The 24,452-nt window shown below is 39.2% G+C and carries 24 protein-coding genes and 1 riboswitch; of the genes, 4 read left to right on the top strand and 20 right to left on the bottom strand.

The genetic code is table 11. The features are described from left to right. Positions 1–24: 24 nt before the first annotated feature. Positions 25–831, bottom strand: a complete 807-nt coding sequence (gene recX / locus EM808_RS24155; RefSeq protein ID WP_127741667.1) for a recombination regulator RecX — start codon at positions 829–831, stop codon at positions 25–27. 115 nt (positions 832–946) lie between these two features. On the opposite strand from recX, the gene EM808_RS24160 reads away from it, so the two are divergent. Both EM808_RS24160 and EM808_RS24165 read left to right on the top strand, forming a co-directional pair. Next, entirely contained in the window at positions 947–1,846 is a 900-nt protein-coding gene (locus EM808_RS24160) for a TIGR01777 family oxidoreductase (RefSeq protein WP_127741669.1), read from the top strand. Positions 1,847–1,906: 60 nt separating this feature from the next. After that, entirely contained in the window at positions 1,907–2,032 is a 126-nt protein-coding gene (locus EM808_RS24165) for a YfhE family protein (protein ID WP_127741671.1), read from the top strand. Between the two features lie 266 nt (positions 2,033–2,298). Here EM808_RS24165 and EM808_RS24170 read toward each other — a convergent pair whose 3' ends face one another. Continuing rightward, a complete protein-coding gene (locus EM808_RS24170; protein ID WP_127741673.1) occupies positions 2,299–2,481 on the bottom strand; it encodes a hypothetical protein in 183 nt (60 codons plus the stop codon). Between the two features lie 223 nt (positions 2,482–2,704). Further along, positions 2,705–3,775: an ATP-grasp domain-containing protein gene (locus tag EM808_RS24175; protein WP_127741675.1), complete on the bottom strand. Its 1,071-nt coding sequence runs from the start codon at positions 3,773–3,775 to the stop codon at positions 2,705–2,707. Positions 3,776–4,004: 229 nt separating this feature from the next. On the opposite strand from EM808_RS24175, the gene EM808_RS24180 reads away from it, so the two are divergent. After that, complete coding sequence (locus EM808_RS24180; protein ID WP_127741677.1) at positions 4,005–5,063, top strand: lactonase family protein; 1,059 nt, start codon at positions 4,005–4,007, stop codon at positions 5,061–5,063. Positions 5,064–5,344: 281 nt separating this feature from the next. Here EM808_RS24180 and EM808_RS24185 read toward each other — a convergent pair whose 3' ends face one another. From EM808_RS24185 to EM808_RS24220, 8 genes are all read right to left on the bottom strand, one after another. Continuing rightward, positions 5,345–5,860, bottom strand: coding sequence for an acyl-CoA thioesterase (locus EM808_RS24185; protein WP_127741807.1), 516 nt, complete (start codon positions 5,858–5,860; stop codon positions 5,345–5,347). Positions 5,861–5,938: 78 nt separating this feature from the next. Then, complete coding sequence (locus EM808_RS24190) at positions 5,939–7,480, bottom strand: HAMP domain-containing sensor histidine kinase (RefSeq protein ID WP_164849773.1); 1,542 nt, start codon at positions 7,478–7,480, stop codon at positions 5,939–5,941. Further along, entirely contained in the window at positions 7,419–8,108 is a 690-nt protein-coding gene (locus tag EM808_RS24195; protein ID WP_127741681.1) for a response regulator transcription factor, read from the bottom strand. The genes EM808_RS24190 and EM808_RS24195 overlap by 62 nt, the downstream gene beginning before the upstream one ends. Positions 8,109–8,228: 120 nt before the next feature. Then, positions 8,229–9,407: an ABC transporter permease gene (locus EM808_RS24200; protein ID WP_127741683.1), complete on the bottom strand. Its 1,179-nt coding sequence runs from the start codon at positions 9,405–9,407 to the stop codon at positions 8,229–8,231. After that, entirely contained in the window at positions 9,404–10,105 is a 702-nt protein-coding gene (locus tag EM808_RS24205; protein WP_127741685.1) for an ABC transporter ATP-binding protein, read from the bottom strand. Before EM808_RS24205 ends, EM808_RS24200 begins: the two co-directional genes overlap by 4 nt. Continuing rightward, complete coding sequence (locus tag EM808_RS24210) at positions 10,105–11,103, bottom strand: efflux RND transporter periplasmic adaptor subunit (RefSeq protein ID WP_164849774.1); 999 nt, start codon at positions 11,101–11,103, stop codon at positions 10,105–10,107. The genes EM808_RS24205 and EM808_RS24210 overlap by 1 nt, the downstream gene beginning before the upstream one ends. Positions 11,104–11,319: 216 nt before the next feature. Next, positions 11,320–12,573 carry a M20/M25/M40 family metallo-hydrolase gene (locus EM808_RS24215; RefSeq protein ID WP_127741689.1) on the bottom strand — a complete coding sequence of 418 codons (1,254 nt, stop codon included), beginning with the start codon at positions 12,571–12,573 and terminating at the stop codon, positions 11,320–11,322. A 176-nt stretch (positions 12,574–12,749) separates the two neighbouring features. Next, positions 12,750–13,589 (bottom strand): SAM hydrolase/SAM-dependent halogenase family protein, encoded by an 840-nt coding sequence (locus EM808_RS24220; protein WP_127741809.1) that lies wholly within the window; start codon positions 13,587–13,589, stop codon positions 12,750–12,752. A gap of 201 nt (positions 13,590–13,790) precedes the next feature. Beyond that, positions 13,791–13,835, top strand: a riboswitch (PreQ1 riboswitch). Positions 13,836–13,845: 10 nt separating this feature from the next. On the opposite strand from EM808_RS24220, the gene EM808_RS24225 reads away from it, so the two are divergent. Further along, the gene (locus tag EM808_RS24225; RefSeq protein ID WP_127741691.1) at positions 13,846–14,361 is read left to right on the top strand and encodes a QueT transporter family protein; all 516 of its coding nucleotides are present in this window, start codon (positions 13,846–13,848) and stop codon (positions 14,359–14,361) included. 38 nt (positions 14,362–14,399) lie between these two features. On the opposite strand, the gene EM808_RS24230 is transcribed toward EM808_RS24225, so the two are convergent. From EM808_RS24230 to EM808_RS24270, 9 genes are all read right to left on the bottom strand, one after another. Continuing rightward, on the bottom strand, positions 14,400–14,582 hold the full coding sequence (locus EM808_RS24230) for an N-acetyltransferase (protein ID WP_127741693.1): 183 nt from the start codon (positions 14,580–14,582) through the stop codon (positions 14,400–14,402). A gap of 28 nt (positions 14,583–14,610) precedes the next feature. Beyond that, positions 14,611–15,717, bottom strand: coding sequence for a toxic anion resistance protein (locus EM808_RS24235; protein ID WP_127741695.1), 1,107 nt, complete (start codon positions 15,715–15,717; stop codon positions 14,611–14,613). Continuing rightward, entirely contained in the window at positions 15,714–16,373 is a 660-nt protein-coding gene (locus EM808_RS24240; RefSeq protein WP_127741697.1) for a 5-bromo-4-chloroindolyl phosphate hydrolysis family protein, read from the bottom strand. Before EM808_RS24240 ends, EM808_RS24235 begins: the two co-directional genes overlap by 4 nt. Positions 16,374–16,636: 263 nt before the next feature. Further along, the gene (locus EM808_RS24245) at positions 16,637–17,875 is read right to left on the bottom strand and encodes an L-lactate MFS transporter (RefSeq protein ID WP_127741699.1); all 1,239 of its coding nucleotides are present in this window, start codon (positions 17,873–17,875) and stop codon (positions 16,637–16,639) included. A gap of 153 nt (positions 17,876–18,028) precedes the next feature. Beyond that, on the bottom strand, positions 18,029–18,769 hold the full coding sequence (locus EM808_RS24250) for a LytR/AlgR family response regulator transcription factor (protein WP_127741701.1): 741 nt from the start codon (positions 18,767–18,769) through the stop codon (positions 18,029–18,031). Beyond that, complete coding sequence (locus EM808_RS24255; RefSeq protein ID WP_127741703.1) at positions 18,766–20,433, bottom strand: sensor histidine kinase; 1,668 nt, start codon at positions 20,431–20,433, stop codon at positions 18,766–18,768. Before EM808_RS24255 ends, EM808_RS24250 begins: the two co-directional genes overlap by 4 nt. 142 nt (positions 20,434–20,575) lie before the next feature. After that, positions 20,576–21,496: an oligopeptide ABC transporter permease gene (gene opp4C / locus EM808_RS24260; RefSeq protein WP_127741705.1), complete on the bottom strand. Its 921-nt coding sequence runs from the start codon at positions 21,494–21,496 to the stop codon at positions 20,576–20,578. A gap of 12 nt (positions 21,497–21,508) precedes the next feature. Continuing rightward, positions 21,509–22,471 carry an ABC transporter permease gene (locus tag EM808_RS24265; RefSeq protein ID WP_127741707.1) on the bottom strand — a complete coding sequence of 321 codons (963 nt, stop codon included), beginning with the start codon at positions 22,469–22,471 and terminating at the stop codon, positions 21,509–21,511. Between the two features lie 242 nt (positions 22,472–22,713). Then, positions 22,714–24,444, bottom strand: coding sequence for a peptide-binding protein (locus EM808_RS24270; RefSeq protein ID WP_127741709.1), 1,731 nt, complete (start codon positions 24,442–24,444; stop codon positions 22,714–22,716). Positions 24,445–24,452 lie beyond the last annotated feature (8 nt).

Below are 24,452 nucleotides of genomic sequence, written 5' to 3' on the forward strand. Positions count from 1 at the left end.
GAGCAAAAAAAATGTACTAAAGAATCAGTCCTCCATATCAAGCTCATCAAGATACCTTTCAATCAATTCAATGGAAAAGCCTTTTCTGTATAAAAACTGCTTCATCTTTTGTCTGAATTCATAGCCAGAATAAGCGGCAAACTTTCGCTCTGCCTTTTGACCATGAACACGTAATGCGCTGAGTTCATCCTCTTCATCATTTCCTTCTAATGATAGCTTTACTTCCTTTATAACTGCAGAAGGATATCCCTTCCTTGTCAAAGTCTGCTCCACCTTTTGTTTAGCCATTTTAAAGGAGTTATTTTTGTTGCTGCTTAACGCCTTTGCAGCTATTTTTTCCGCATTGGCAAGCTGTACATCAAAAGGTAGCTCCTCTAAAGCACTGCTTATCAAGTCATCTCCTAAGCCTTTTTCCCTTAATTCTCTTCTTATCAATGTAGGACCTTTATCTGATGTATTTCGCTGTGTTCTTACATAGGAAAAAGCATAATCCTCATCATCTAAAAACTTCATATCGTACAGTTTCCGGATAACCTCTGCAATAACCGTTTCTTCTTCTATTTTTGTGCGCAGATATGCTCGTACTTCTTTTTCCGTTCTTTTCACCCTTGCTAAATAATTAACCGCTGTATGATAACCCTTGCGAATTTCATCACTGTACTGTATTTCATTCAACAGAAGCTTATCAAGCTCCAGGCCTTTTCGTAGCTGATATTTAATGAGAACCGATTCATCCACACTAAATGCATATTCATCTTTACCTGCTATTTCGGAAAAGATATTGTAGCGGTCACTTAAATTCTTTTGTCTCGTTATTTTACTGATAATCAATTAGTCATTCTCCTTTCATCATTACCGGTAACATAGTTATTATTAGGGCGTTAAACTGGGAAATGTTCTTATGTGAATATTATAATGAAAATAAAATATTTTTAGGAGGAAAACAATGAACTTCCTGATTGCAGGCGGAACTGGTTTAATCGGTAATGCCCTTATAAAGAGTTTAACGCAAAAAGGGCATACCATCTATTGTTTAACGAGAAGCACAAATCGGGAGAACAGCGGACAAATTTTCTATATTAACTGGGACCAAGCACTTGATAATTCCGCTATCGCCATCCCTGATCCAATCCATGCTGTCATTAATCTTGCTGGTGAATCCTTAAACAGCGGTCGCTGGACAGCCTCTCGCAAACAAAGAATAGTGGAAAGCAGACTCGCTGCAACAGACAAGCTTCTTTCCATTACTAAACAGCTTCCAGACAGACCAAAGGTTTGGTTAAATGCAAGTGCAATTGGAGTATACGGAACGTCCTTAACAAATAACTTCACAGAGGCATCGAATCTTGGAAATGACTTTCTTGCAGATACCGTTAAACAATGGGAAGCACATGCCCAGCATGCAGAGCATCTAGGTATTAGAACCGTTTATTGCCGATTTGGCCTAGTCCTGTCTAAAGACGGCGGAGCATTCCCAACATTGCTTCTTCCATATAAATTATTTGTTGGGGGTAATTTGGGCAGCGGAAAACAATGGGCTTCTTGGATTCATATAGAGGATGTTGTTGGTGGAATGCAATTTATTATAGAAGACGATACAATTTCCGGTCCAGTCAATTTCAGTGCGCCAGCACCGGTTAAAATGCACGTTTTAGGTAAAACAATAAGCAGGCATTTGCATCGCCCTCATTGGCTGCCAGTCCCTTCCCCTCTCCTTAAACTAGTATTAGGAGAAATGAGCATCCTTGTGGCAGAGGGCCAGCATGTGCTTCCCACGGTTTTAACAAGGCAAGGCTATTCCTTTGCTTTTGCATCAATAGAATCTGCGATTTCAAGCTTTGACTAATGTATCTTTCTAAAAAAGATGGAAACAATATCAGTAACTTAACGTGAAAGGATGGTAACAATGGACAAGAAAAAAGCATTCAAAGGTAAACCAAAACTTTCTAGTATGCAAGAGGTTACATATCAGCATGAATTCAAAATGGCAGACAGAGCTGCAAGCAGAAAATCCGGCCAAGAAAAACAGTAAACAATTTGAAAATTTAATTTTTGGGGATAACCTTCTGTTTTGTAAGCATTTTCATTAATTTTGCTTACAATAAGGTTATTTATCCACAAATCCACTGGTATACCCACATAAAAACTGTGGATAATGTGCATAAACCTGTGGAATACTTCTATACCATAGTTTTAGCATGTGTATAAATTCGTGTATAACTGATCTATTTTTCCACAATGTCTTAATAAGAAAATCCACCAGTTAGTTTACTGGTGGATTTTTGTCGTGCTTCGATACTAAAGTTCTCTGCCAGAGACTTGCCTGTCTTGCAGCATTCTCAATTTATCTTGATAATAGCAATATTTTTGGAAATACATGTTTCTATCTAAACCTAATACAGCTTTATTCGATTTTTGTGAATACTTGTTAATAAGCCTGATATAATAGCGAATTTTTATAGATTGAATAATGGCATCCATTAATATTCCTCCAATGATAAACCGTTCTTTATAAAGAACCGGTAGGTAAAAAAATAACGTTCTTTATAAATGTATTCTTTATAAAGAACAATTTTTGTTTGTTATTACGTATTATTGAATAAATAATACGATGATTTGTTCTTTATGTCAATATGTTTTGTTTTTTATAACGAACTTTTTACACAAAAAAAATAACCCCTTTCTTTAAGGGGTATTAATTTGCTTATAAATGAACAATTTTTGACGACTGAAAGACATTATCTTTTAAAACTATCTCTTTCTCTAAATAGCTTGATTTCACACCGAAATGTGGGCGGAATTGTTTTATAGCTTTTTTCCCTTGCAGTAGCAGCAGAATTGCTCTGTATGGCATATTAATACCTGCTAGGCAGCTGTAATGCAGTCCTCCAGACATTCTTGGGTTAATTTCTAGTAGCTTTGGAATGCCATTCTGATATTTCACTTGTATATTATATATAAACGGAATTTTTAGTGTGTCATTAATATCTTTAGCCAGCTTTAGTAGAACAGGGTTGTCCTCTAGCTCCCTGAGCCTTCCTTTTCCCTTTTTTCTTGGAATGGCAGCCATAAGTTTGCCGTCATATGAAAGACAATCAATACTGTATTCATATCCTTCTAGATATTCAAGCACCATTAGTGGTGGAAAGACCGTTTGCTGCTTTAGAATCTCATAAGCAGAATCAAAGGATATATTAGCATTAATTCCTTGATAGAAAAGCTCTTCAATTGAATCAGGCTGTTCTTGCACAAGTCTAAATCCGTTTCCTCCCTCACCAATTACCGGCTTAAAACAGACTTTATGACCCTTTTTTCTTAAAGCTGTATATGCCTCTTTAAAACTTTCTGCATTGTTGACAATAATATAATCTGGTATATTTACAGCCGTCTTGAGGATGGGATGCTGCTGCATCAATTTATAAGTTGCCTCTTTGTCATCAAGCATTTCCATCAATGGCGCATCAGGACATACAAGGACCTTAACACCAATTTGCTCGAATTTAGACAGGTTCTTTGCTATAAGCACATTCTCTTTTCTTGGAACAAATATATTTATGCGATGAATTTTGCAAAATCGCAGACAAAATTCAATATAATCCTCCCCAGCTATATCTGGTTCTATAAATGCTGCATCGCAATAACTTAAATATGCGGCATGTTCATTATGTGAGGTTCCATACACCTCAAATTCCATCCCATCTGCATTATATTTAATCATGTCAATAAAGTGAGCAGCTGTTGTGAACCATTGATTAAACCATATTTTTTTCTTCATTTTCCTATCCTTTCCATAATACTGCATTGCTATTATCTCTCTCAAACTAACAGTATGCTCAAACTTTTTTTATTTATACACAAATTCCAATAATGCCTTCTTGTTCAGGTGTTTTCCTTCTGCTTACGTCCTGAATTTTCTCTCTATTTATAATTTGAGAGTTCTTTTATTAGTGAGTGGGCTTACAATTTGCTATAATATATTTAAATCTTTTAAAGGAGTCCTGTTCATGACAAATTCAAAAAAGTTCATAGGTTATGTAGGTACATATACAAAGTCAACTAGTAAGGGAATCTATTCATTCGTTCTGGATACAGAGGAAAAGAAAATTACTAATGTCGAACTGGCAGCTGAATTGGAAAACCCGACATATGCAACAGTTTCTAAAGATAATAAATACTTATATGCTGTAGGTAAGGAAGGCTCACTTGGAGGAGTGGCAGCTTATACTGTTGACCCTGCTACAGGCAAGCTTGAATTCATTAATAAGCAGTTCACTGAAGGCGCTTCCCCATGTCATGTTAGTGTAGATAACAACAAAAGCTACACACTTACTGGAAATTACCATAAAGGGACTGTTGAAGCGTATCCGTTAAATGCTGATGGAGCTGTTCAGGAATTAACTGCAAAGGTAGAACATACAGGTACAGGGCCAAATACTGCACGCCAAGAAAAACCTCATATGCACTTCACTGGTTTTACACCTGATGAGCGTTTTGTCGTTTCTGTTGATCTTGGAATCGATAAAGTGGAAACATACAAGCTTACAGATGGAAAGCTAGAAACAGTATGCAGCCTGTCTGTGAAGCCTGGAAGTGGTCCAAGACATATCGCATTCCACCCGAATGGCAAATTCGCTTATGTGATGACAGAATTAAGCAATGAAGTCATTACATTATCTTATAACAGCGAAACTGGCGAATTAAAAGACTTGCAATATATCTCTGCATTACCAATCGACTTTACTGAAAACAGCCAAGGCAGTGCTATTCACCTGTCATCTGATGGCAAATTTGTCTATGCAGGAAATCGCGGACATAATTCAATTGCCCTTTTCAGTGTTAACAGCGAAACTGGTACATTGACATTTATTGAACATACGTCAACAGAAGGAAATTGGCCTCGTGATTTCGTTCTTGATCCAACAGAGCAATTCGTTGTTGCATCTAACGAGCAATCAGACACACTTACTCTTTTTGAAAGAGATGAAGCTACAGGTAAATTGACTTTGCTTCAATCAGAAATTCACGCTCCAGAACCAGTTTGTGTGAAATTCTTGAACTATTAATAAGTAAATAAGCACCTGATATCGTGTAAACCCCAGTCGACAATTGAATTCGACTGGGGTTTATTATTTCCCAAAATATCACTGAAAATGGTATATTCCATGACTGCCTCGACTGCAAAGTAACTTAAAATGTTTAATCCTATTTCTAAATCTAGAAAGTAGATTTACCTTTTTTTATCTTGTGCCGTCACATATAAGTATCGATAAAAAAAGCCGACAAACTTATAAAAAAAAGTTTGTCGGCAGACTGCATTGATATACTTAACCATCTTGTTTATTATTTAAATCCAAGGTGCGTCTGTCTTAACAACCTTCGCAAATGCCTTGCTGTGTTCCCTTCTGTCTTTTCTCACCTTTACCCGCTGTTCTGCTGTGTTAAAAAGCATATGCTCTTCCGCTGATTGAGGAACGATTTGTGGAATTTTTGTCGGTTTGCCTTCCTCATCAAGCGCTACAAATGTTAAAAATGATGTTGCAGCAAGCTTACGTTCACCAGTTTTTAAGTTTTCTGCCACTACTTTAACAAATACCTCCATCGAGGATCTGCCTGTATGTGTAACATATGACTCTAGGCATACTGAATCAGTCGGCCTTATAGGCATCAGAAAATCGACGGAATCTGTTGAAGCTGTAACGACATTGCTTCTTGAATGCCTTGATGCTGAAATGGAAGCTACATCATCAATATAGCTCATCAGCTTCCCCCCAAATAAAGAATTATGATTGTTTGTATCAATCGGGAAGATTCGGCTTGTTTTTACTACTAATGAGTCTTTGCAAAATTTCTCTGTTGGCATATTCAAAATGCTGCACTCCTTTTTATGCCTATTGTGACTGCTTCCGAAGATGATATTTAAGGGCCAATAAAAAGTAGCCTATTTGCTTTCTTCTTTGCATAATGGCAATTCCAATAAAAATATTGTAGTAGAACCGTCGGATTTTTGTAAAGATAAAAGTCCTCCAAGCGCTTTTGCCAAAAGCAGGCTGTACGGCAAACCGAGTCCAAGCCCCCGCTCTACATCCTTTTTATTTTTCCCTCTATAGAAGCGTTCGAAAATATAATGCTGCTCTTCAATCGGAATTCCATAGCCATTATCCTCTACCATTATCAGGATATCATCATTGTCGTATTTCAAGCTGACTGACAGCTCGCCAACAGCCTTGCCTTTGATAGCATGAAGGCTATTATTGAGCAGGTTAACAATGATTTGCTGCAGCCGAACACTGTCCGCGTTAGCATATACAGGCTTTTCCATACTATTATAGGTTATCTTTACATTTTTTAATGCATCTGCATGGACGATTTCCCATTGATAGATAATTTCTTTGACAGCAGCCTGAATGTTTATCTTTTCGAGCTTCACTCTGATGGAGCCTGCACTGAAGCTGTTGAAATCAAGCAAATCCTCCACCATACTTTGCAGTCTTTTGGCTTCCTTCAAGCTCATCGCCAAAAACTCTTTTTTTCTGCTGTCTGAAATGATATCATCATTCACTGCTTGAACAAGGGCACTAATGGAGGTAATCGGTGTTTTTAGTTCATGTGTAACTCCTGCAAGGAGCTGTGTACGCAGACCTTCTAATATTTGCAGCCTGTTCGTCATTTCATTAAAGGACAGCACAAGCTGATGCAACTCCTTCTCTTGCACATCCTCACTTAGGCGAATATCATAGTTTCCATTCATTAAGTTTTGGGCCGCATTCGCTACTTCCTCCACCGGCTTTGCCAGCTTCTTCGACAAGGAATAGATGACAAGCCAGCCAAGAATTGCAAGACCTGTTAAAAGCAGTCCAAGCAGCTGGTACTCCTCTGTATTTATGCGAAGCTGATCATGGGGCTGGATAATATACACATTGCCCACTAATTTATCATCCTTCTCTATCGGAGCAATTACAACAGATGCCTTTCGTTTATCGCTAAGCGTTATCGTTTTAACCGTCAGCTCTTCGACCATATCCATAGCCTTTATTTGTTCAAGCTGACCAATATTATTAGGTGTAGGTTCATTTATCACATTCCCCTGTTTATTACCATTTGGGCCCATATCCTGCATGGGAGAAAGAAGATTTATCTCGTCTGAGTCGTCCTTTATATAAACACTCATCGGCTGATAAATGCTTTGTGAATCCTGTCTATCCTGCATAAAAGGGAATCTGATGTCTGTAATATTCTCTAGCTCCTCGTCAGATGCCCTGCCGGCAATTTCCTGGGCAACGAACTTTGTCAGCTCAAGCCTATTTTCTAAGGCATTATGTCTAATCCAAATAATGGAAACAACACCAATAATAACAAGTCCGAGTATTAACGTGAATAAATATCTTTTTGTCCAATAGTATAGTAGCGGAGTTTTCTCCTTACTTTTTCTCTTGAATATAGAATTGATAGCCGAGTCCGCGTAATGTTTTAATTTCCCCATATTCTGCATCCCATCCATTCAAAGATTTCCTGATTCTTTTAATCGCCAAATCAACTGCTCTGTCACTGCCATCATAATCCCTGCCCCACACATGGTCGAGCAGCTGGTCTCTCGTAAAGGTCTGATTTGGATTTTCAGCTAAAAACAGCAACACCGATAAATCTCTCGGTGTAAACGGGACCTCAATGCCATTCAGGAATATTTGATGGGAAAGATTATTTATTTTTAAATTTCCGTAATAGGTCACATCCTCTTCTGCCTGGTACTGAGGCGATCTGCGCAGAACAGCCTGAACCCTTGCTATCACTTCTTCTGCAACGAATGGCTTAGTTATATAATCATCTGCACCCGTGTCAAATCCTTTCAGCTTTTGATCTGTATCTGAAAGAGCAGTGAGCATGATAACAGGACAAGCACTTTTTTTGCGAATATGTGCAAGCACTTCCCAGCCGTCCATATGTGGCATCATGACATCAAGCAGCACCAATGCTGGCACTGCTTCGTCCAGCTTCTCCAATGCCTCTTGTCCATTGTATGCATAGCTGACAGCAAAGCCTTCCTTTTCAAGGTAGGCGCCAAGCACCATGCTTATTGCCAATTCATCTTCCACAATTAATATATGTTTCATTCTATTAAGTCCTTTTTTGTTTTTTACTCATTATACAAGAAGCAAGTGCCAAAAAACTACCACTATAAAAGAGGATCAGGCTTTTACTAGTTACTGATAGTAAAAGCCTGATCCCATTTTTTATTGATATCTTAATGCCTCTAGCGGGCTTAAGTTTGATGCTTTGTTTGCAGGGAATATTCCGAAGATAATTCCGATCAATATGGAGAAGGATACAGAACCTCCGACAATCCACCAAGTGATTTGCATCGTCATATCTAGCATGCTTGACAGAACTTCAGCACTTCCAAGCCCAATCAATGCACCAAGGATACCGCCAAATGCACTTAATACAACTGCTTCAATCAAGAATTGGAGCATAATGTCTTTCTTCTTCGCACCAATTGCTTTTCTAATTCCGATTTCTCTTGTTCTCTCCGTTACAGAAACAAGCATGATATTCATGATACCAATTCCCCCAACAATCAAGGAAATGCTCGCAATACCTGCAAGAAGCAATGTCATCGTGTTGCTGACAGAATCAAGTGCATCAGATACAGAAGACTGATTACGGACAGAATAAGATGTTTCATCTCCGCCAAACTGGTTGTACAGATCCTGCTCCATCTTCGCCATTCCGATTTCAACAGCATCCTCAGAAGACATTTTTACTGTTGCAGATGTTACATATGTCTGTCCGATAAAACGCTGTGCCGTAGTGAAAGGAATCAATACTTGGTCATCGACAGAGCCTGACAGCTCTTCACCTTGCTCCTCTAACACACCAATTACTTTAAATGTTGTGCCATCGATTTTAATCGACTGGTCAACAGCATTGGAGAATCCGAACAATTCTGTCGCAACATTAGAGCCTAACACAACTACTTTATTACGGTTATCAAGATCAATATCCATAATGTTACGCCCTGTACGGACTGTTATGTCATTAACATTTTCATAAGAAGTGTTAACACCTGCCACCGTAACCCCTTCACTTGATGTAGTGCCGTTTTTCAATGTACTGCTAGTAGTAACAGTCGGTGAAACAGCCTCTACCTCTGACAAGTCTTCAAACGACATGAGTTCGTCATATGTGACAACTTCTTCATCACTTGAGTTGCCTGACAGTGAGATGGAAACCGTCGTGCTTCCTAGACTGGAAACCTCATCTGATACCGATTGAGAAGCACCCATACCTAAAGAGGTCAAGGCAATTACGGCGGCAACTCCAATAATGATACCAAGCATCGTCAAGATTGCTCTTAACTTATTCATTGTTATGTTTTTAAAAGATATTTTTATCGCTTGCCCTAATTTCAAGAAACTCCTACCTCCTTTTCCTCCCTAAGTCTTCCATCTTGAATACGAATAACTCGCTTTGCCTGCTTGGCAATTTCAAGATCATGGGTGATTAATATAATTGTATGGCCTTGTTTATTTAAATCCTTAATAAGCTTCATTACTTCAACACCTGTTTTGCTGTCTAAAGCACCTGTTGGTTCATCAGCAAGCAGGATTGGCGGGTTTCCAGCAAGAGCACGAGCAATTGCTACACGCTGCTGCTGGCCTCCTGACAATTCAGTCGGTCTATGACCGGCACGCTCCAGCAAGCCTACCTTTTTTAAAGCGGTCAAGGCAATTTCTTTTCGTTCCTTACTGTTAAGTCCTCTGTATATTAGCGGCAGCTCTACATTTTCAAATGCAGATTGCTTTGTGAGCAAATTAAATGATTGGAAAATAAAACCGATTTTATGGTTTCTCACATCTGCAAGCTGCTTGCTTTTTAATTGAAAGACATTTTGTCCATCAAGGAAGTATTCACCAGAGTCTGGCATATCCAAACAGCCGATCATATTCATCAAGGTCGATTTTCCTGACCCTGATGGACCGATGATGGCGATAAAGTCGCCTTTATTAATCGAGAAGCTCACATTATCCAGTGCCTTAACAGTCTCTCCGCCAAGTGTATATTCCTTATTTAAGTTCTTTATTTCAACAATTCTATTCTCTTCAATCATTAACGGTTCCCTCCTCCGCTGAATCCGCCTGATGGCATTCCGCCGCCGCTTGGCATTTGACCACCTGATGGCATTTGGCCGCCTCCTGGCATCATACCTTGACTGCTGCTGTCACTGCTTGATTCAAATGTTGGAAGAACAACTGTTGTTCCTTCCTCTAAACCACTAGTAATTTCAGCCACATCTTCATTTTCCAAGCCTACTTCTACCGTTTGCTTCGTTGTTGTTGTTTCAGTTGATCCATCTTCACTTGTTGCAGATCCTGATGGAACCAATACATAGTACTCATCATTTTCTTTTTGAACAGCTTCGACAGGCACTGTTACTACATCTGATTTACTGCTTGTTGTGATTGTCGCTTCTGCTGTCATACCAACCAATAATCCAGAAGGCTTCTTCACTTTAACGGTTACTTCATATTTAGCAACACTGGAACCTTCTGATGAAGCAGCTTCTTTTGCAACACTAGTTACTTCCCCAGTAAATTCTTTATCATCCAACGCACTTACTGTAATCGTTGCATCTTGTCCTTCCTTCACTTTAGAGATATCCAGTTCATCTACATTAACAACCATTTCAAGATTATCGTAATCCGTTTCTGTCAGTACCTCTGTTCCCATTGAAACTGTATCGCCTTCTTCTACATTAAGAGCAGTAATTTCCCCAGAGAAGGAAGCTGTTATTGGGTCGATGCTATCATCTTCAAATGTAACGAGCTCATCTCCCTCTTCCACTTCATCTCCAACCGCTACATTGACTTCATCAACTGTTGCATTGCCAGTACTTGTCGCTGTTTCTTTATTAATAGCTGAAATGCTGCCAGTTCCGCTTACTTTAATTTCCACATCGCCAACCTCTGCTGTTGCAGTTTGTGTTGTTGCTTGCGCTGATACTTGCTGTGTTTCATTTTTATTGAAATAAAAGTAAGAACCAAATCCTCCGCCAATTACTACTACAATTGCTCCACTAACGATCCATTTCTTTATGCTTTTCTTCATCCTTCTTCTCATCCTCTTTCTACATTTAGTTTATTTTTATATGCTAGACTTGCATTTTTTCTTAGCTCCAATAGGCTTGTGCCTCTTACAAGTAATAGAATATAAAAGAAATGTGTCAGGAATAAGTCGAGGAAAAACTTTTTTTAAGTTTGTCTAGAAAATGTGTTTTTTCCATACAAAAAAGCGAAGAAACATGGCTTCTCCGCTTTTTTTCTATTATTTACTTGAAAGTAGGGGTGCTGTTACATCCTTTACTCCTACAAGCCCTAATATTGTTAAAAAGATATTTTGCGGGCCAAGATGTGCGTCTGTCGGATCAAAATATTCCTCTAAAGTGTGGAATCCGCCGCTGTTACTGCCGCCTCCGCCTAATGTTACTGCAGGGATACCGAGGCTGATAGGTACATTTGAATCTGTGCTGAAGGCTGGTGAAAGTACTGGATTTAAGCCAAGGGAGGCTGCTGCCGCAATTGTTGTCTCGACGATTTCACTTGTAGGGCTTTGTATCCCTGCCGGCCTGTCGCCAACTTGTTTAATAGTAACGTCAATGGAAGTTTTATCGCTTTTCCAGCGGTTATTTTCCTCTTCTGCTGCCTTCCGCAGGATATGCATGACCTGCTCCTCAAGACGGATTAGCTCTTCTGCAGAATTGGAGCGCATATCGAGCATCATGCTCGCCTCTTCCGCTATCGTATTTACAGAAGTACCTCCTGTTATTGTGCCTACATTAAAGGTAGTTTTTGGTTCAAGGGGTGTCTGCAGATCTCCGATTTTGCTGATTGCCCTTCCAAGTGCATGAATCGGGCTCGGAATGCCAAAGTCACCAAAGCTATGTCCTCCTGAACCTTTGTATGTAATGTGAAAACGATGGCTTCCTGTTCCTAAATATGTAATTCGCTCTGGATGACCTGGTTCAATGGAGATAAAGCCGTCAATATCCTGCCTATCCTCAAACAAGCCCTTGACTCCTCTTAAGTCGCCAAGTCCTTCTTCACCTACTGTTGCACCAAAGATAATATCACCACTTGTTTGGATGTTTGTCTCATTGAACGCTCTCACTAAAGTCAATACAGTTGCAAGCCCTCTGCCATCATCAGAAATTCCCGGCGCATATACCTTGCCATTCTCTCTTCTGACAATAATATCTGTTCCATTCGGAAAAACGGTATCCAAGTGGGCACATACAAAAATTCTCGGACCTTTGCCAGTTCCGTAGCGTGTCCCAAACACATTGCCATGTCTGTCTGTTTGAATATCAGACAGCCCTAAAAGCTCAAGCTTTGACTTATAGACCCGTCCTCTTTCATCCTCCATAAAAACAGGCGCAGGGATTTTTGTTAGCTCAATCTGCTCCTCCAGTGTCGCATCAGCATCCTCTAGTAAATACTCCAGCCCTTTTTGAACGAGGGAATACTCAAGCAATTGCTCAAATACCCCACTTGTTTTTAGATCAGCAACATTATCTCTCAAAAGATACCCCTTCTTTCAATTATTTCGTCTTACAAAATAGAATATTTTTATTATATTCTAAATTTTCTATAAATACTATAAATTAACTTCTCTTTTTTTAAAAAGAAAAAAACCAAACATACTAATGTCTGGTTTGATTGTAAAATAACTTCCAAAGAAAGAAGTATTTATAAGCATTATTGTCTGCTTTCTATTACCACACGCCAGCCATGTCCTGTTCCAAGATTATATTTCTTCGCCATGGACTGCTGATTGATGGCAATACTGAAATAATGGAGAGAATTTAAGTAAGCAATTGGCTCACCAATTGCTGCATCAGCAAACGAATGACCAAATAAAACCTGCTCTCTAAAGATTTCCTCTTCCCCTTCATAGATTGCGATTTTCAATATATCACCGTAACCTATTCCGCTTTGTTTCACTAGTGAAGAATGAATATTTGTCCAGATATTACCGAACCGGTTATCATGAATTTCAATAATCCCATTGAGCTTTCTGTTATCTGAGCTCGCCTTTGTCACCGGTAATGTCACAAGTGCTTGCTTATCTGTTAATGGACCTATGTCATGAAAGCTAATCTGTTCTGAGGCAAGTCTCGCACCAGTATATGCATAAATGTCTCTGCCATGAAAGGTGTAAGATTCTCCGCTATTCGGAAGACGGTTCTTCCCTTCATCCAAAATACGAACCTCTTGTATTTTTTCTAGCATATGTGTAATCGTGCCATTGTCTGGGGTGATTATGTAGTGCCCCTCAGTTGTTTTGGCAACAATGCTTTTTCTGTCAGAGCCGACACCTGGATCCACTACTGAAACAAATACAGACCCTGCCGGCCAATAAGCAACGGTTTGCAATAGGCGGTATGAACCTTCCCATATATTAAAGGGAGGTATATCATGTGTCAGATCAAAAATACGCAAATCAGGCTGTACAGAATTGGCAACCCCATACATTGCCGAAACAGCTCCATCACTTAATCCAAAATCAGATTGCAGAACTAATGCTTTCATGCTCATCATTCCTCTCAAAGCTGCAATATGTGAATATTTGTTTTTCGTATTAATGCTTAGCAAGTATTTATCATTATATGTAGCTGGAAAAACATTATATGCATCAACCCAATATTTCACTGCTGCACCATTATTTAAAGGATAAAAATATATTGACTCACATAGCCTTTTTACTGTAGCATTATTGTTTGGTTTCATACTATTTTGCATGACGTGGTTCGTAACCATCCCACGTAAAAAAACTAAGGGAGAGACAAAAAATATGAAAACTAAAACACTAGCAGTCAATGGTGTTATCGCAGCATTATATATTGTGGTCACTGTTGCCATTGCCCCATTCGGCTTTACGAATGTTCAATTTCGTTTATCCGAAATGTTCAACCATCTTGTAGTCTTTAACAAAAAATACATTTACGGTATTGTTGCAGGGGTATTTCTGGCTAATTTATTCTTTTCGCCAATGGTTGCTTATGACCTTATATTCGGTGTAGGTCAGTCAATTATCAGCTTGCTCATTACAATCATCATTGGGCGTTATGTAAAAGACATTATTAAACGCATGATTATTAATACAATCGTGTTTACTTTTACTATGTTCATTATAGCGTTTGAGCTGAATTTAGCATTTGGTTTGCCATTCCTGTTCACATGGCTGACAACAGCGGCAGGCGAATTTGTTGTGCTAGCAATCGGCGTTCCAATCATCTATTTCATCAACAAGCGAGTTAACTTCGCTTCCCTAATAGAAGAATCAAACAGAACGTATTCAAAAGAATAATATAACAAAATCACCTTAATTAAATTAGGGTGATTTTTTCATATTGTCTTGTGCAATATAAGCTGTTCTCCAATTTTACCGACAGCACGCAAGCCTTTATCTATAAAGCCCGCCTTTTTGTACACATGCTGGGCTGCAGCATTTTCTTTATTCACGGCAAGGATAATTTCATCAGAAAAAGGGAAATTCCCCTTTACAACAAGCGGAAGCTGCTCAAGCATTTTCCCGGCTATGCCCCCTGACTTTAGGTTATTTATCCGGCTGTAGAGCAGTTTTCAATTCCTTTTCAACGGTGAATAGTTCAGTTTCTGCCTTCTGTCTTGTATGATTTCCATCTACTTGAACAGCAATTGTCTCTTCAATCGCAGACAGCAGTTTTTTATGTGTGTCCTTCAGCTCTGCAATTTCAAGCAATTGCTGCTGTGTCTCGCTTCCCTCTGCATGTTGCTTTAGCATTTCTGTATTTTTGTCGAGTATATTTCCTGTAGCATTGCGAATGCTTCTGTCCGTTTCCATTGCATGCTTCTGTCTCAATAATGTTAAGGCAATCGACAGTTGATTTCTCCAAAGAGGTATAGCAGTCATAACAGAGGACTGAATCTTCTCAACGACAGTTTGGTTTGTATTCTGGATAAGCCTGATTTGAGGCGCAGTTTGGATTGTTATTTGTCTGCTGATTTTCAGGTCATATATTCTTTTTTCCAGCCTGTCTGCGAAGTCCTCCATATCTTCCGCTTCCTGCATTTTCATTTCATCCTGCAGCTCTTTTGCAAGCTTCCTCATTTCAGGAAGTTTATGCTCTTTAACCTGTGCAAGTTTCGTTTCTGCTGCGTAAATCAGAATATTTAAGTCATGAAAATATTGCTTATTGCTTTCATATAACTGCTCAAGCAAATGAATATCAGAGATTAGCAGGTTTTTGCTTCTTGTTAGTCTTACACTTAGCCTGTCAATTTGTGCACTTGTTTTTTGATATTTCGAGAGAATTTCCTGGACTGAGCTTTGTGACCTTTTAAAGATGCGAGCAAAGAAGCCTTGTTTTTTTACAGATAATTCATCTGGATTTATATCATCAAGCCGTGCCATCAAATCCTTCATGATGCTGCTCACTTCTCCAACATCCTTTTTTTGAACATGGTCAATCATCGTATGTGAGAAAGATAACAGCCGTTTTTGAGCATCATGCCCGAACCGAATGAGCGCATGATGACTCGACCATTCAAGCCCGTCTGATAGTGCTTTTGCTTTGATCATCTCATCATCAGACAAAACAGGAAAAAGGCGATGAGAATTCGCCTTTTCTTCAGACCTATTTTGTAGGTTTTCGTTTAAATGAATGTCATCCCTTTCGGTCATTTTAACCTCCTGCTTTCATCAATTGGCTTATTGTCTAGTTTTTTCTGGTCGATAGTGTGACGTACGACATCCATTTCAAAATGCAGGTCATCAATATCATCTGAAAGAATTTCATGAAGATCCTCCTCCAGTGTGAAGGAAAGCTTCTCTAATGTATTTCTCGTTTCAGACAGCGTTTCCTGCAAATCATAGTTTTTCTTTGGCTGTGCAGACAGCAAAGCATATTTTTCCGCTATTTCGACCGCTGAATCCAAATGAGCATAATAAAACTTTTCGGCTTTATAGAATCTTTTCGGCTCTTGCTTCGTCAAACGATAGATTTTTTTCGTAACTCTTATAAAATCAATTCTTTTCTTTATTGATGGAAAATGGCGGATTTGGAACATCGCTTTGTTCAACCGCATTATTTTGCCGTTTGCTTCCTTTAGCTGCTTCTGAATAAATTTATATTCCTTCCTCGTCAAGGCATGCTTCTTCAAAAACCTGTGGGATGCCACTCCATCTGTGATGAAATATGCTGCTGTTCCGATAGCCACTGCATACACAACTGACATGAAAAAGTCTTGATTAAAGGCAAACATACATATAAACCAAGTAATAACTCCAGTTGGCAGGGAGACACCCGTTCGGATGAGAAATAGCAAAAATGAGTTCAATCTGATCGACTCCTGACTTTTCGTCCTTTATTATTTTTATACGAACTATTCGTGAAAAAGGTTTCAATTTATATTACTCTTATGCTTTTACAATAACGGATAAGCAAGATTTTTTCCATAGACTTAAAAAGGAATCTTAACTAAGACTTAAGACTGAATTCAGCAGAAATAATCAGTTACTTCTATTATATGCATATACGAATTTACAAATAAACATGCACAAAAAACCTGCTAAAGAAGATTCTTTAGCAGGTTTATGCTTTTTACAAGCCAGTTCTTGTGTGTGGCTGCATATTAGGCAGCTTTTGGTTTGACTTTTTCTCTTTTTTTCCTTGGAATGGTGGTTTAATCGTTACGGCAATTACCAAGGAGATGATGCAAAGAATTGTTAGAATAATAAATGTTGGAATAAATCCTCCTAATAATGCTGCGATAAATGAACCTGCAAGTGCTCCTATACCAAAGCCTTGGTAAATGATACCATAGTTTTTACTTTGGTTCTTCAAACCGAAAAAGTCTGCGACGATTGTAGGGAAAACAGTGATATTTCCGCCAAAACAGAAGGCTATCGTTGCAACACAGGCGAAGAAGATTGGGAAGTTCAATGGAATAAAGCTTAATGTTGCAACAGCAATGGCAGTTGCGAACAATGCGCCTGAAACAACCTTTAATCTGCCAACCTTATCAGACAATGCTCCAAGAACGATGCGGCCTGTCGTATTAAATATTGCGACCAATGCGACTGCATTTGCTGCTGTTGCAGCATTAAGTCCTGCAAGGCTAACACCGATATCCTTAACGATACCAATTAAGTAAAGACCGCTCATACATGCTGTAAAGAAGATAACAAATAATAGATATGCTTGCTTTGTTTTCAGCATTTCCTTTACTGTATAATCCTTTTGGGCTCCATTTGCTGTTGTTGCACTTGATGCGACCTTCGCTTCTCTCAAAAGGAATGAACCGCCGACTACCATAATCAGCACGATGATTCCCCAGAATAAGAAGGTAGAAGTTACCCCAAATGAACTAATGAAATATCCGTTAATATATTTGAATAAAAGACTGCCTGTACCATATGCTCCTACTGAAATACCTGAAATAAGACCTTTTTTCTCTGGAAACCATTTAATTAAGTTTGATAATGTCGTAATGTACGCTGTACCATCTGCAAAACCGACTACCACTCCTGCAAGAACATAAAGCATTCCAAGTGATGATGCTTGAGAGCTCAGCATCAATCCTGCGCCAAGCAATACACCTGAAGCTGCGACTAAGCGGCGAATCCCCCATTTATCTTGAAGCTTACCTGCAAACAATGTGGCAAATGCCAATGCGAAGCTAGTGATGGAGAAGGTTATTGCTACAGAGCTTAATTTCCAGCCAAATGCATCAACAAGCGGCTGATTGAACAAGCTCCATGTATAAATTGTGCCAAGACCCATTTGAACAATGATTGTACCGATTACTATTAATAGTCGGTTTTCTGTGCGGTTTTTCATCTGAAATCTCCTCTTTCCTTGTTTCGGTTTCTTCCTATATCAAACTCTTAACTTGAAAGTTTAAGCGTTTTCTTTATAGGAGGATTATACCTCCGAAACAGATCATAAAATCGTTTTCAGAATGAATTGCACATAATCCGGAATGAACAGCATTTATAGTTGCATAATTTGTCGGAATTCTTTTACTTTGCTTCTGCTTACAGGAACCTCTCCTTTAATATCCTTCAATCTTAAAATATAAGTATGGTTGAACCAAGGAACTATTTCATGTATTTTTGTTAGGTTTACCGTATAAGAACGATGACATTTGAAGAAAAGATCCTCTGGTAGCTTTGCATGAAACTCGGATATACTCATCGGCATCATGTATTCGTCCGTTTTCGTATAAACGATCGTCACCTTTTCACTTGCAGACGCGTAATAAATATCATTAACGTCTGTTACAATGATATTTTCATTTTTACGAAGGTTGATCCTCCTGCTTGTCCCTTGCTCTATAGCAGGCTCTTTCTCTCCTTCATCACTACGGTCCTTCTTAAAGGCGGCTTCAAGCTTTTTCAGCATCGCTGCAATTCGCTTTTCATCATACGGCTTTAAAATATAATCAAATGCTTCTAATTCAAATGCTTGTGCTGCATGCTCCTTATAGGCAGTGGTGAAAATAATAAACGGTTTCTTGGCAAATTTGCTAATATTGCCTGCCAAGAGCATTCCATCTAGGGAAGGGATATTAATATCAAGAAAGATTGCATCCACTTCCTCCTCCTGTAAAAATTTAAATACATCCAGCCCATCCTCAAATGTCTCGACAATTTTAATTCCACTATGTGTTTCGATTAAATATTCCAGTTCTTCCTTTGCCGGAATTTCATCTTCTACTATTATCGCTCTCATCGTTTCTCCTTCGTAATGTCAAAATATACTTTTGTGCCTGGATTTAATCTTTCAATGACAAGTCCTGTTCCATAAATCAACTTCACTCTTTCATGGACATTTGCCAAACCGATATGTCTTGATGACATTTCGCCACGATATAGCTGATCGATGATTTCTTCCTTAATGCCCTCCCCTGTATCCTCAACACTAACCCTTATACTGCTACCAAGATCCTTGACAGATATAGTGATGAGACCAGGAGCTTTTCTTTTCAGAATGCCATGAACAACTGCATTTTCAACTAATGGCTGGATGAGAAGACTTGGAACCTTAATTTGAACATCGTCAATATCATATTCAACTTGAAGCTTGCTTCCAAATCTCGCCTTTTCGATATCAATATAATCATGTACCTGCTGTAATGCTAAATGGATATCAATTAATTCATCCTCGACCTCCAGGTTATAGCGCATATATCCTGATAGGCTAATTATTAATTCTCTGGCTTTTTCCGGATTCCGTCTTGTTGTTGAAGCAATGGCATTTAATGCATTGAAAAGGAAATGAGGATTGATTTTTGTTTGCAATGCCCTCAATTCGGCTTTATTGGCAGCTTCTTTAATTTGTTCAACTCTAGAAACCTCCATTAATGTCGAGATGATTTGAGCAAGTCCAATCGCCATCGTTTGAAGCGTATGTGTGATAGTATATGCCTTACGGTAGTAAATCTTTAATGTCCCTGTCACAATGCCTCTTTCCTCTAAAGGAATAATGAGCAAACAATGAATTTGCGGTGTATGATGGTCTGCAATATTATTGCGTATTGTTATCTTGCCGCTTTTTATCGTTTCCTTTGTTAAACCACTGATTATTTCGCGGCCATTCTTGTACTTTTCCTCGCCAAAGCCAACATATGCAAGGACATCCCTTGTATCTGTGATAGCAACAGCATCTGCTTTAATTTCCTTTTGGATTATCCTGCAAATCTTGTGGAGTGATTCGCTGTTAATAGACCGGAAGTAAGGCAGCGTTTTGTTGGCGATTCCTAATGCAAGCTGTGCCTGCTTTGCAGCAATTCTTTCCTTTTCACCTTCGACACTTGCAATCATTAACACGATAAAGCCAATACTTACTTGTCCTAATATCATCGGTAACGCAATTTGGGAAACAATGTCTAAACCTAAAGAGAAGGGTTCTGCCATAACAAGTATCAATACCATTGTCAGCACTTCACAAATCATTCCGGCAGCTATTCCGTAAACCCACCTGTTTTGTTTCTTTACACGAAAATAAATAATGCCTGAAACGATACCGGCCAATATACTCGTAATTAAACAAGGTATGGACGTGACTCCGCCTATATCAATTAGGTATCGATGAACCCCTGAAACGATTCCTGTAATGATGCCAACCCAAGGACCAAACAAAATCCCTCCGGACATAACCGCAATGATGCGGATATTAACAATGGAGCCTTCCACCTCAATACCGGAATAGGTACCAAACAATGCGAAAGCACAAAATATAATTGTTATGAGTGTCAATTCTGTTGGAGAATGATTTTCCTTTTGAAGTGTCTCCTTGAATTTTGGCACCCTTGATAAAAAAAACAAGGAAATAAGCAGCAATGCTGCTCTTTCAATTAATTGAATGAGCATTTGGATTTCCGTTGAAGCGTACATCTACAATCCCCCTCTAGTTGCTATTATGCTATGTATGTATATCTATTATATATTAGCAGTTAAAAATGCTGGCTTCATCCGAAATGATATTGTCATTTTATCGCAAAAGAAAAAACCTGCCAAAAATGCAGCAGGTTTTCATCTAGCGCTTATTGCTTTTCGGATCAAGAGCATCACGCAAGCCGTCTCCGATAAAGTTAATGCACAATACTGTTACAAAGATACATAATCCTGGCGGTACCCACGCCTCAGGGCTGTTTCTTAAGATACGAATGCTTTGTGCTTCAGAAATCATATTTCCCCATGTCGGAGTTGGCTGCGGTATTCCAAAACCGATGAAGCTCATTGCAGATTCAATGATAATATATGTTGCCATCATCAATGTAGCGTTAACGACAATTGGTCCAATTGCATTCGGAATAAAATGCTTAAAGATGATTCGGAAATCACTTGCGCCTATTGCCTTTGCTCCATGCACAAATTCTTGTTCCCTTAAGGATAAGTAGGTTCCCCTTATAATCCTCGTCAAATTCGGCCACGAGGTTATCGCTATAATGGCGACGAAGCTGCCGATTGACACCTTTGGCATAATAGAAACTACCGTCAATGCAATAACGATGAATGGAAGCATCATGATGATATCAGCGATACGCATGATGGTTGCATCAACAAGGCCGCCATAATAACCTGCAATAGATCCTAAAAGCACACCGATAACCAATGTACATACCATTGCAGAGAAACCGACAATAAGGGAGATTCTACCGCCATACAGTAGCCGCGCAAGATTGTCTCTTCCTGAACCATCGTTACCAAGCGGATGGTCTGCGCTTGGTCCGTGTTCAACCATCATCAAATTTGATTTGGTCGGATTTTGATCTGTTAAAAGTGGTGCAAAAATCACTGCTAAAATGATAATCGTTAATACAATTACACCGAGTACAGCCAATTTATTTTTCATAAACCGTCCTAGCGCAATTTGGCCAGGAGTTTTACTCTTTTTATTTTCTACTTTAATAGGTAGATTTGGTTCTGTTTCGACCGTTTGTTGATTCAGTTGCATTGTTCATTCACCTCACTCATATCGAATTCTAGGGTCAACAAGGCTGTAGCCGATATCTGCCAGCAGATTTCCCAATAATGTAAAGAAACCAATCATTAAAGTAATAACCATGATAACAGGGTAATCCTTGCTGGAAATAGAGTTAATGAACAATGTCCCGAGGCCAGGATATTGATATACCCCCTCTGTAATAATCGCTCCACCCAGCAGGGCGCCGATTTCAAAGCCTAGCAATGTTACGATTGGAATCAAGGCATTTCTCAATGTATGCTTGTACAATACTGTGTTTTCGGTCATCCCTTTTGCTCTTGCTGTACGAATATAGTCACCAGACAGTACATCAAGCACTTCTGAACGCATATACCGTGTATATGTAGCCATTCCACCTAATCCCAGAGTCAGCCCTGGCAATATTAAATGATGCAGTTTATCCCAAAAGAGCTCTGCACCTTGCAGATTAGGACTCGAGACCGTACCTTGCGACGGGAACCAGCCGAGCTGAATTGCAAAGAAGTAAATTGCCACTAACCCAAAGAAAAAACTCGGAATTGCCAGTCCAAAAAAACTAAAAGTTGTTACGGAGTAATCCAGCACAGAATATGGTTTTCTAGCTGAGTAAATTCCGATTGGAATCGAAAATAAAATCGTAATAATTAAAGAAAAGGTTCCTAATGTGAGTGTATTGCTGACTCTGGATTCGAGCAGGTCTGTCACTTCACGCCCCTTATATACGATTGATTCACCAAAGTCCCCCTGAACGATATTTCCTAACCAACGGAAATATTGCACATAAATGGGATCATTAAGCCCTAAAGCTTCTTTTTGCTGTTCGTATACTTCTGGGTCTACATTCGGATCAAGCTTTCCAGTAAAGGGATCGCCAGGAGCCGCCTGCATTAAGCCAAATACGATAACCGTCAATGCAAATAGCATTGGAATGAACACTAATACACGACGAATAATATACTTATACATTGCTCCCCCTCCATTTCTAATGTTGTATTTATAAAGTCATAGATTAGTTTTAAACCTTTTTCGGTTCATTTCGTGCAGACCACAGCACCACACGAAATGAACCAAAATATGGCTGAAATCATCAAGAGAAAAGGGGCTCCCCTTAAAAGGTTGCCCGCACCTCGGTAACAGAATAGTTTGCCAGCAAAATATCCAGTTTTGATACGGACTCTGAAAAGCGGGAGCCCCCTTTTAAATAACTATTATTCTGTAACACTCCATAAATGTGTGTTATTCAAGAATGAGTATGGCAATACATCAACGCCTTGTAGACGTTTGTTATATGCCCATAGGCTGTTTTGAGCATATAGAATTAATGCTGGAAGATCTTCTGAGAACTTCACTTGCCATTCGCTGTATTTCTCTTTTCTATAATCTTGTTCAAATGCATCTGGTGGTGTAAATGCGTCTGCTAGAAGCTGTTCTGCTTCTGGATTATTCCAACGGGAATAGTTGTACGCAGCTTTAGAAGACCATAGTCCGCTCGGATCTGGATCTGTGCTGTCTAAGCTCCAGCCAAGTAAGTATAGATCCCAATCTTGTGCATTCTTTTCTAAATCTTCAAAGTAAGCAGCAGCTTGCTTCGGCTGGCGCAAGTCAATTTTAATGCCAACAGCTTCAAGATACTCTTGAATGATTGGTGCTGATTTTTCACGAATTTGGTTTCCTAATGGATAGTTCAGGTTCAACACCCACTCATTTCCATCTGGATCTTCACGGAAGCCATCGCCATTTGTATCTTTATAGCCTGCTTCATCTAGCAATGATTTTGCTTTTTCTGCATCAAACTTATACTGGTTAGGTTTTGTATCATCATATGCCCAGAATTGTGTAGCGATTGGAGAGTTCTGAACTACTCCTTTACCATAAAGCAAGCCATTGATGATTGCTTCACGATCAACTGCATATGCAATTGCCTGACGGACTTTTTGGTTAGAAAGCTTTTTGTTTTCTGTCCATTTAGATGGATCTAACGATGTATCGCCTTGTTCACGATGGTTAACCATCATGCCCATTACCTGATAGCCAAAGTCTGGCTGTTCAATGATTTCAACATTGTCGTTTGCTGCAACTGACTCATAGTCTGCAGCCTGAATTCCAGTTGGATCTGCAACAAAATCCACTTCGCCGCTTTCAAGCATACCAAGGATGACAGATTGGTCTACAACCTTCCAAACGATGCTGTCTAGCTTAGGAGCACCCTGCCAGTAGTCTTCGTTTTTCTCAAGAACGTATTGCTCACCTTCTACAACATTAGTCAATTTGAATGGACCAGTACCAATAACGTCTTTTGTTGTAGCTGCAGCTTTAGGCATGTCAGCGATTGCAATATCCTTAAAGATATGCTCAGGAATAATTGGGAAGCTTGAATCAGAAAGTGCTAGCACATTCGGATTTGCATATTTGAATGTTACAGTATTGTCGTCAACTGCAACAACACCTTCGAATTCATCTGTTTTGCCTGTTGAGAAGTCTTCATAGCCTAACAGTCTTTCAACATATTGCGTACGAATACCGCCAGCCTCAACATATCCAGGGCTTGCAATCGATTTGTATGTAAATACGACATCGTTTGCAGTGAATGGCTCTCCATCTTGCCATTTCACGTTTTCTTCTAAGTGGAATGTAACTTCTGTTTGGTCTTCGTTAAATTCCCAGTCTTTCGCTAATTTCGGAATGAAATCAAGGTTTTCATCTTGTCCTAATAAACCTTCATGCGTTAAAGATAAGATATTGTTCTCATATGCATCAGCATAAAAAATCGGGTTGAATAGTCCAGCAGGTGCTGTATCCATTGCACCAGTTACAGTGCCGCCATCAACTGCTTCTCCAGGCTCTGAGTTCGTGTCATCACTACTGTTGCTGCACGCAGCTAAAATACTGCCGAGCACTAACGTCAAGCATAATACAAGTAACCAATTTTTCTTTTTCAACGTCGTTC

It is taken from the genome of Niallia taxi (assembly GCF_004005475.1).
GTDB classification, from domain to species: domain Bacteria; phylum Bacillota; class Bacilli; order Bacillales; family Cytobacillaceae; genus Niallia; species Niallia taxi.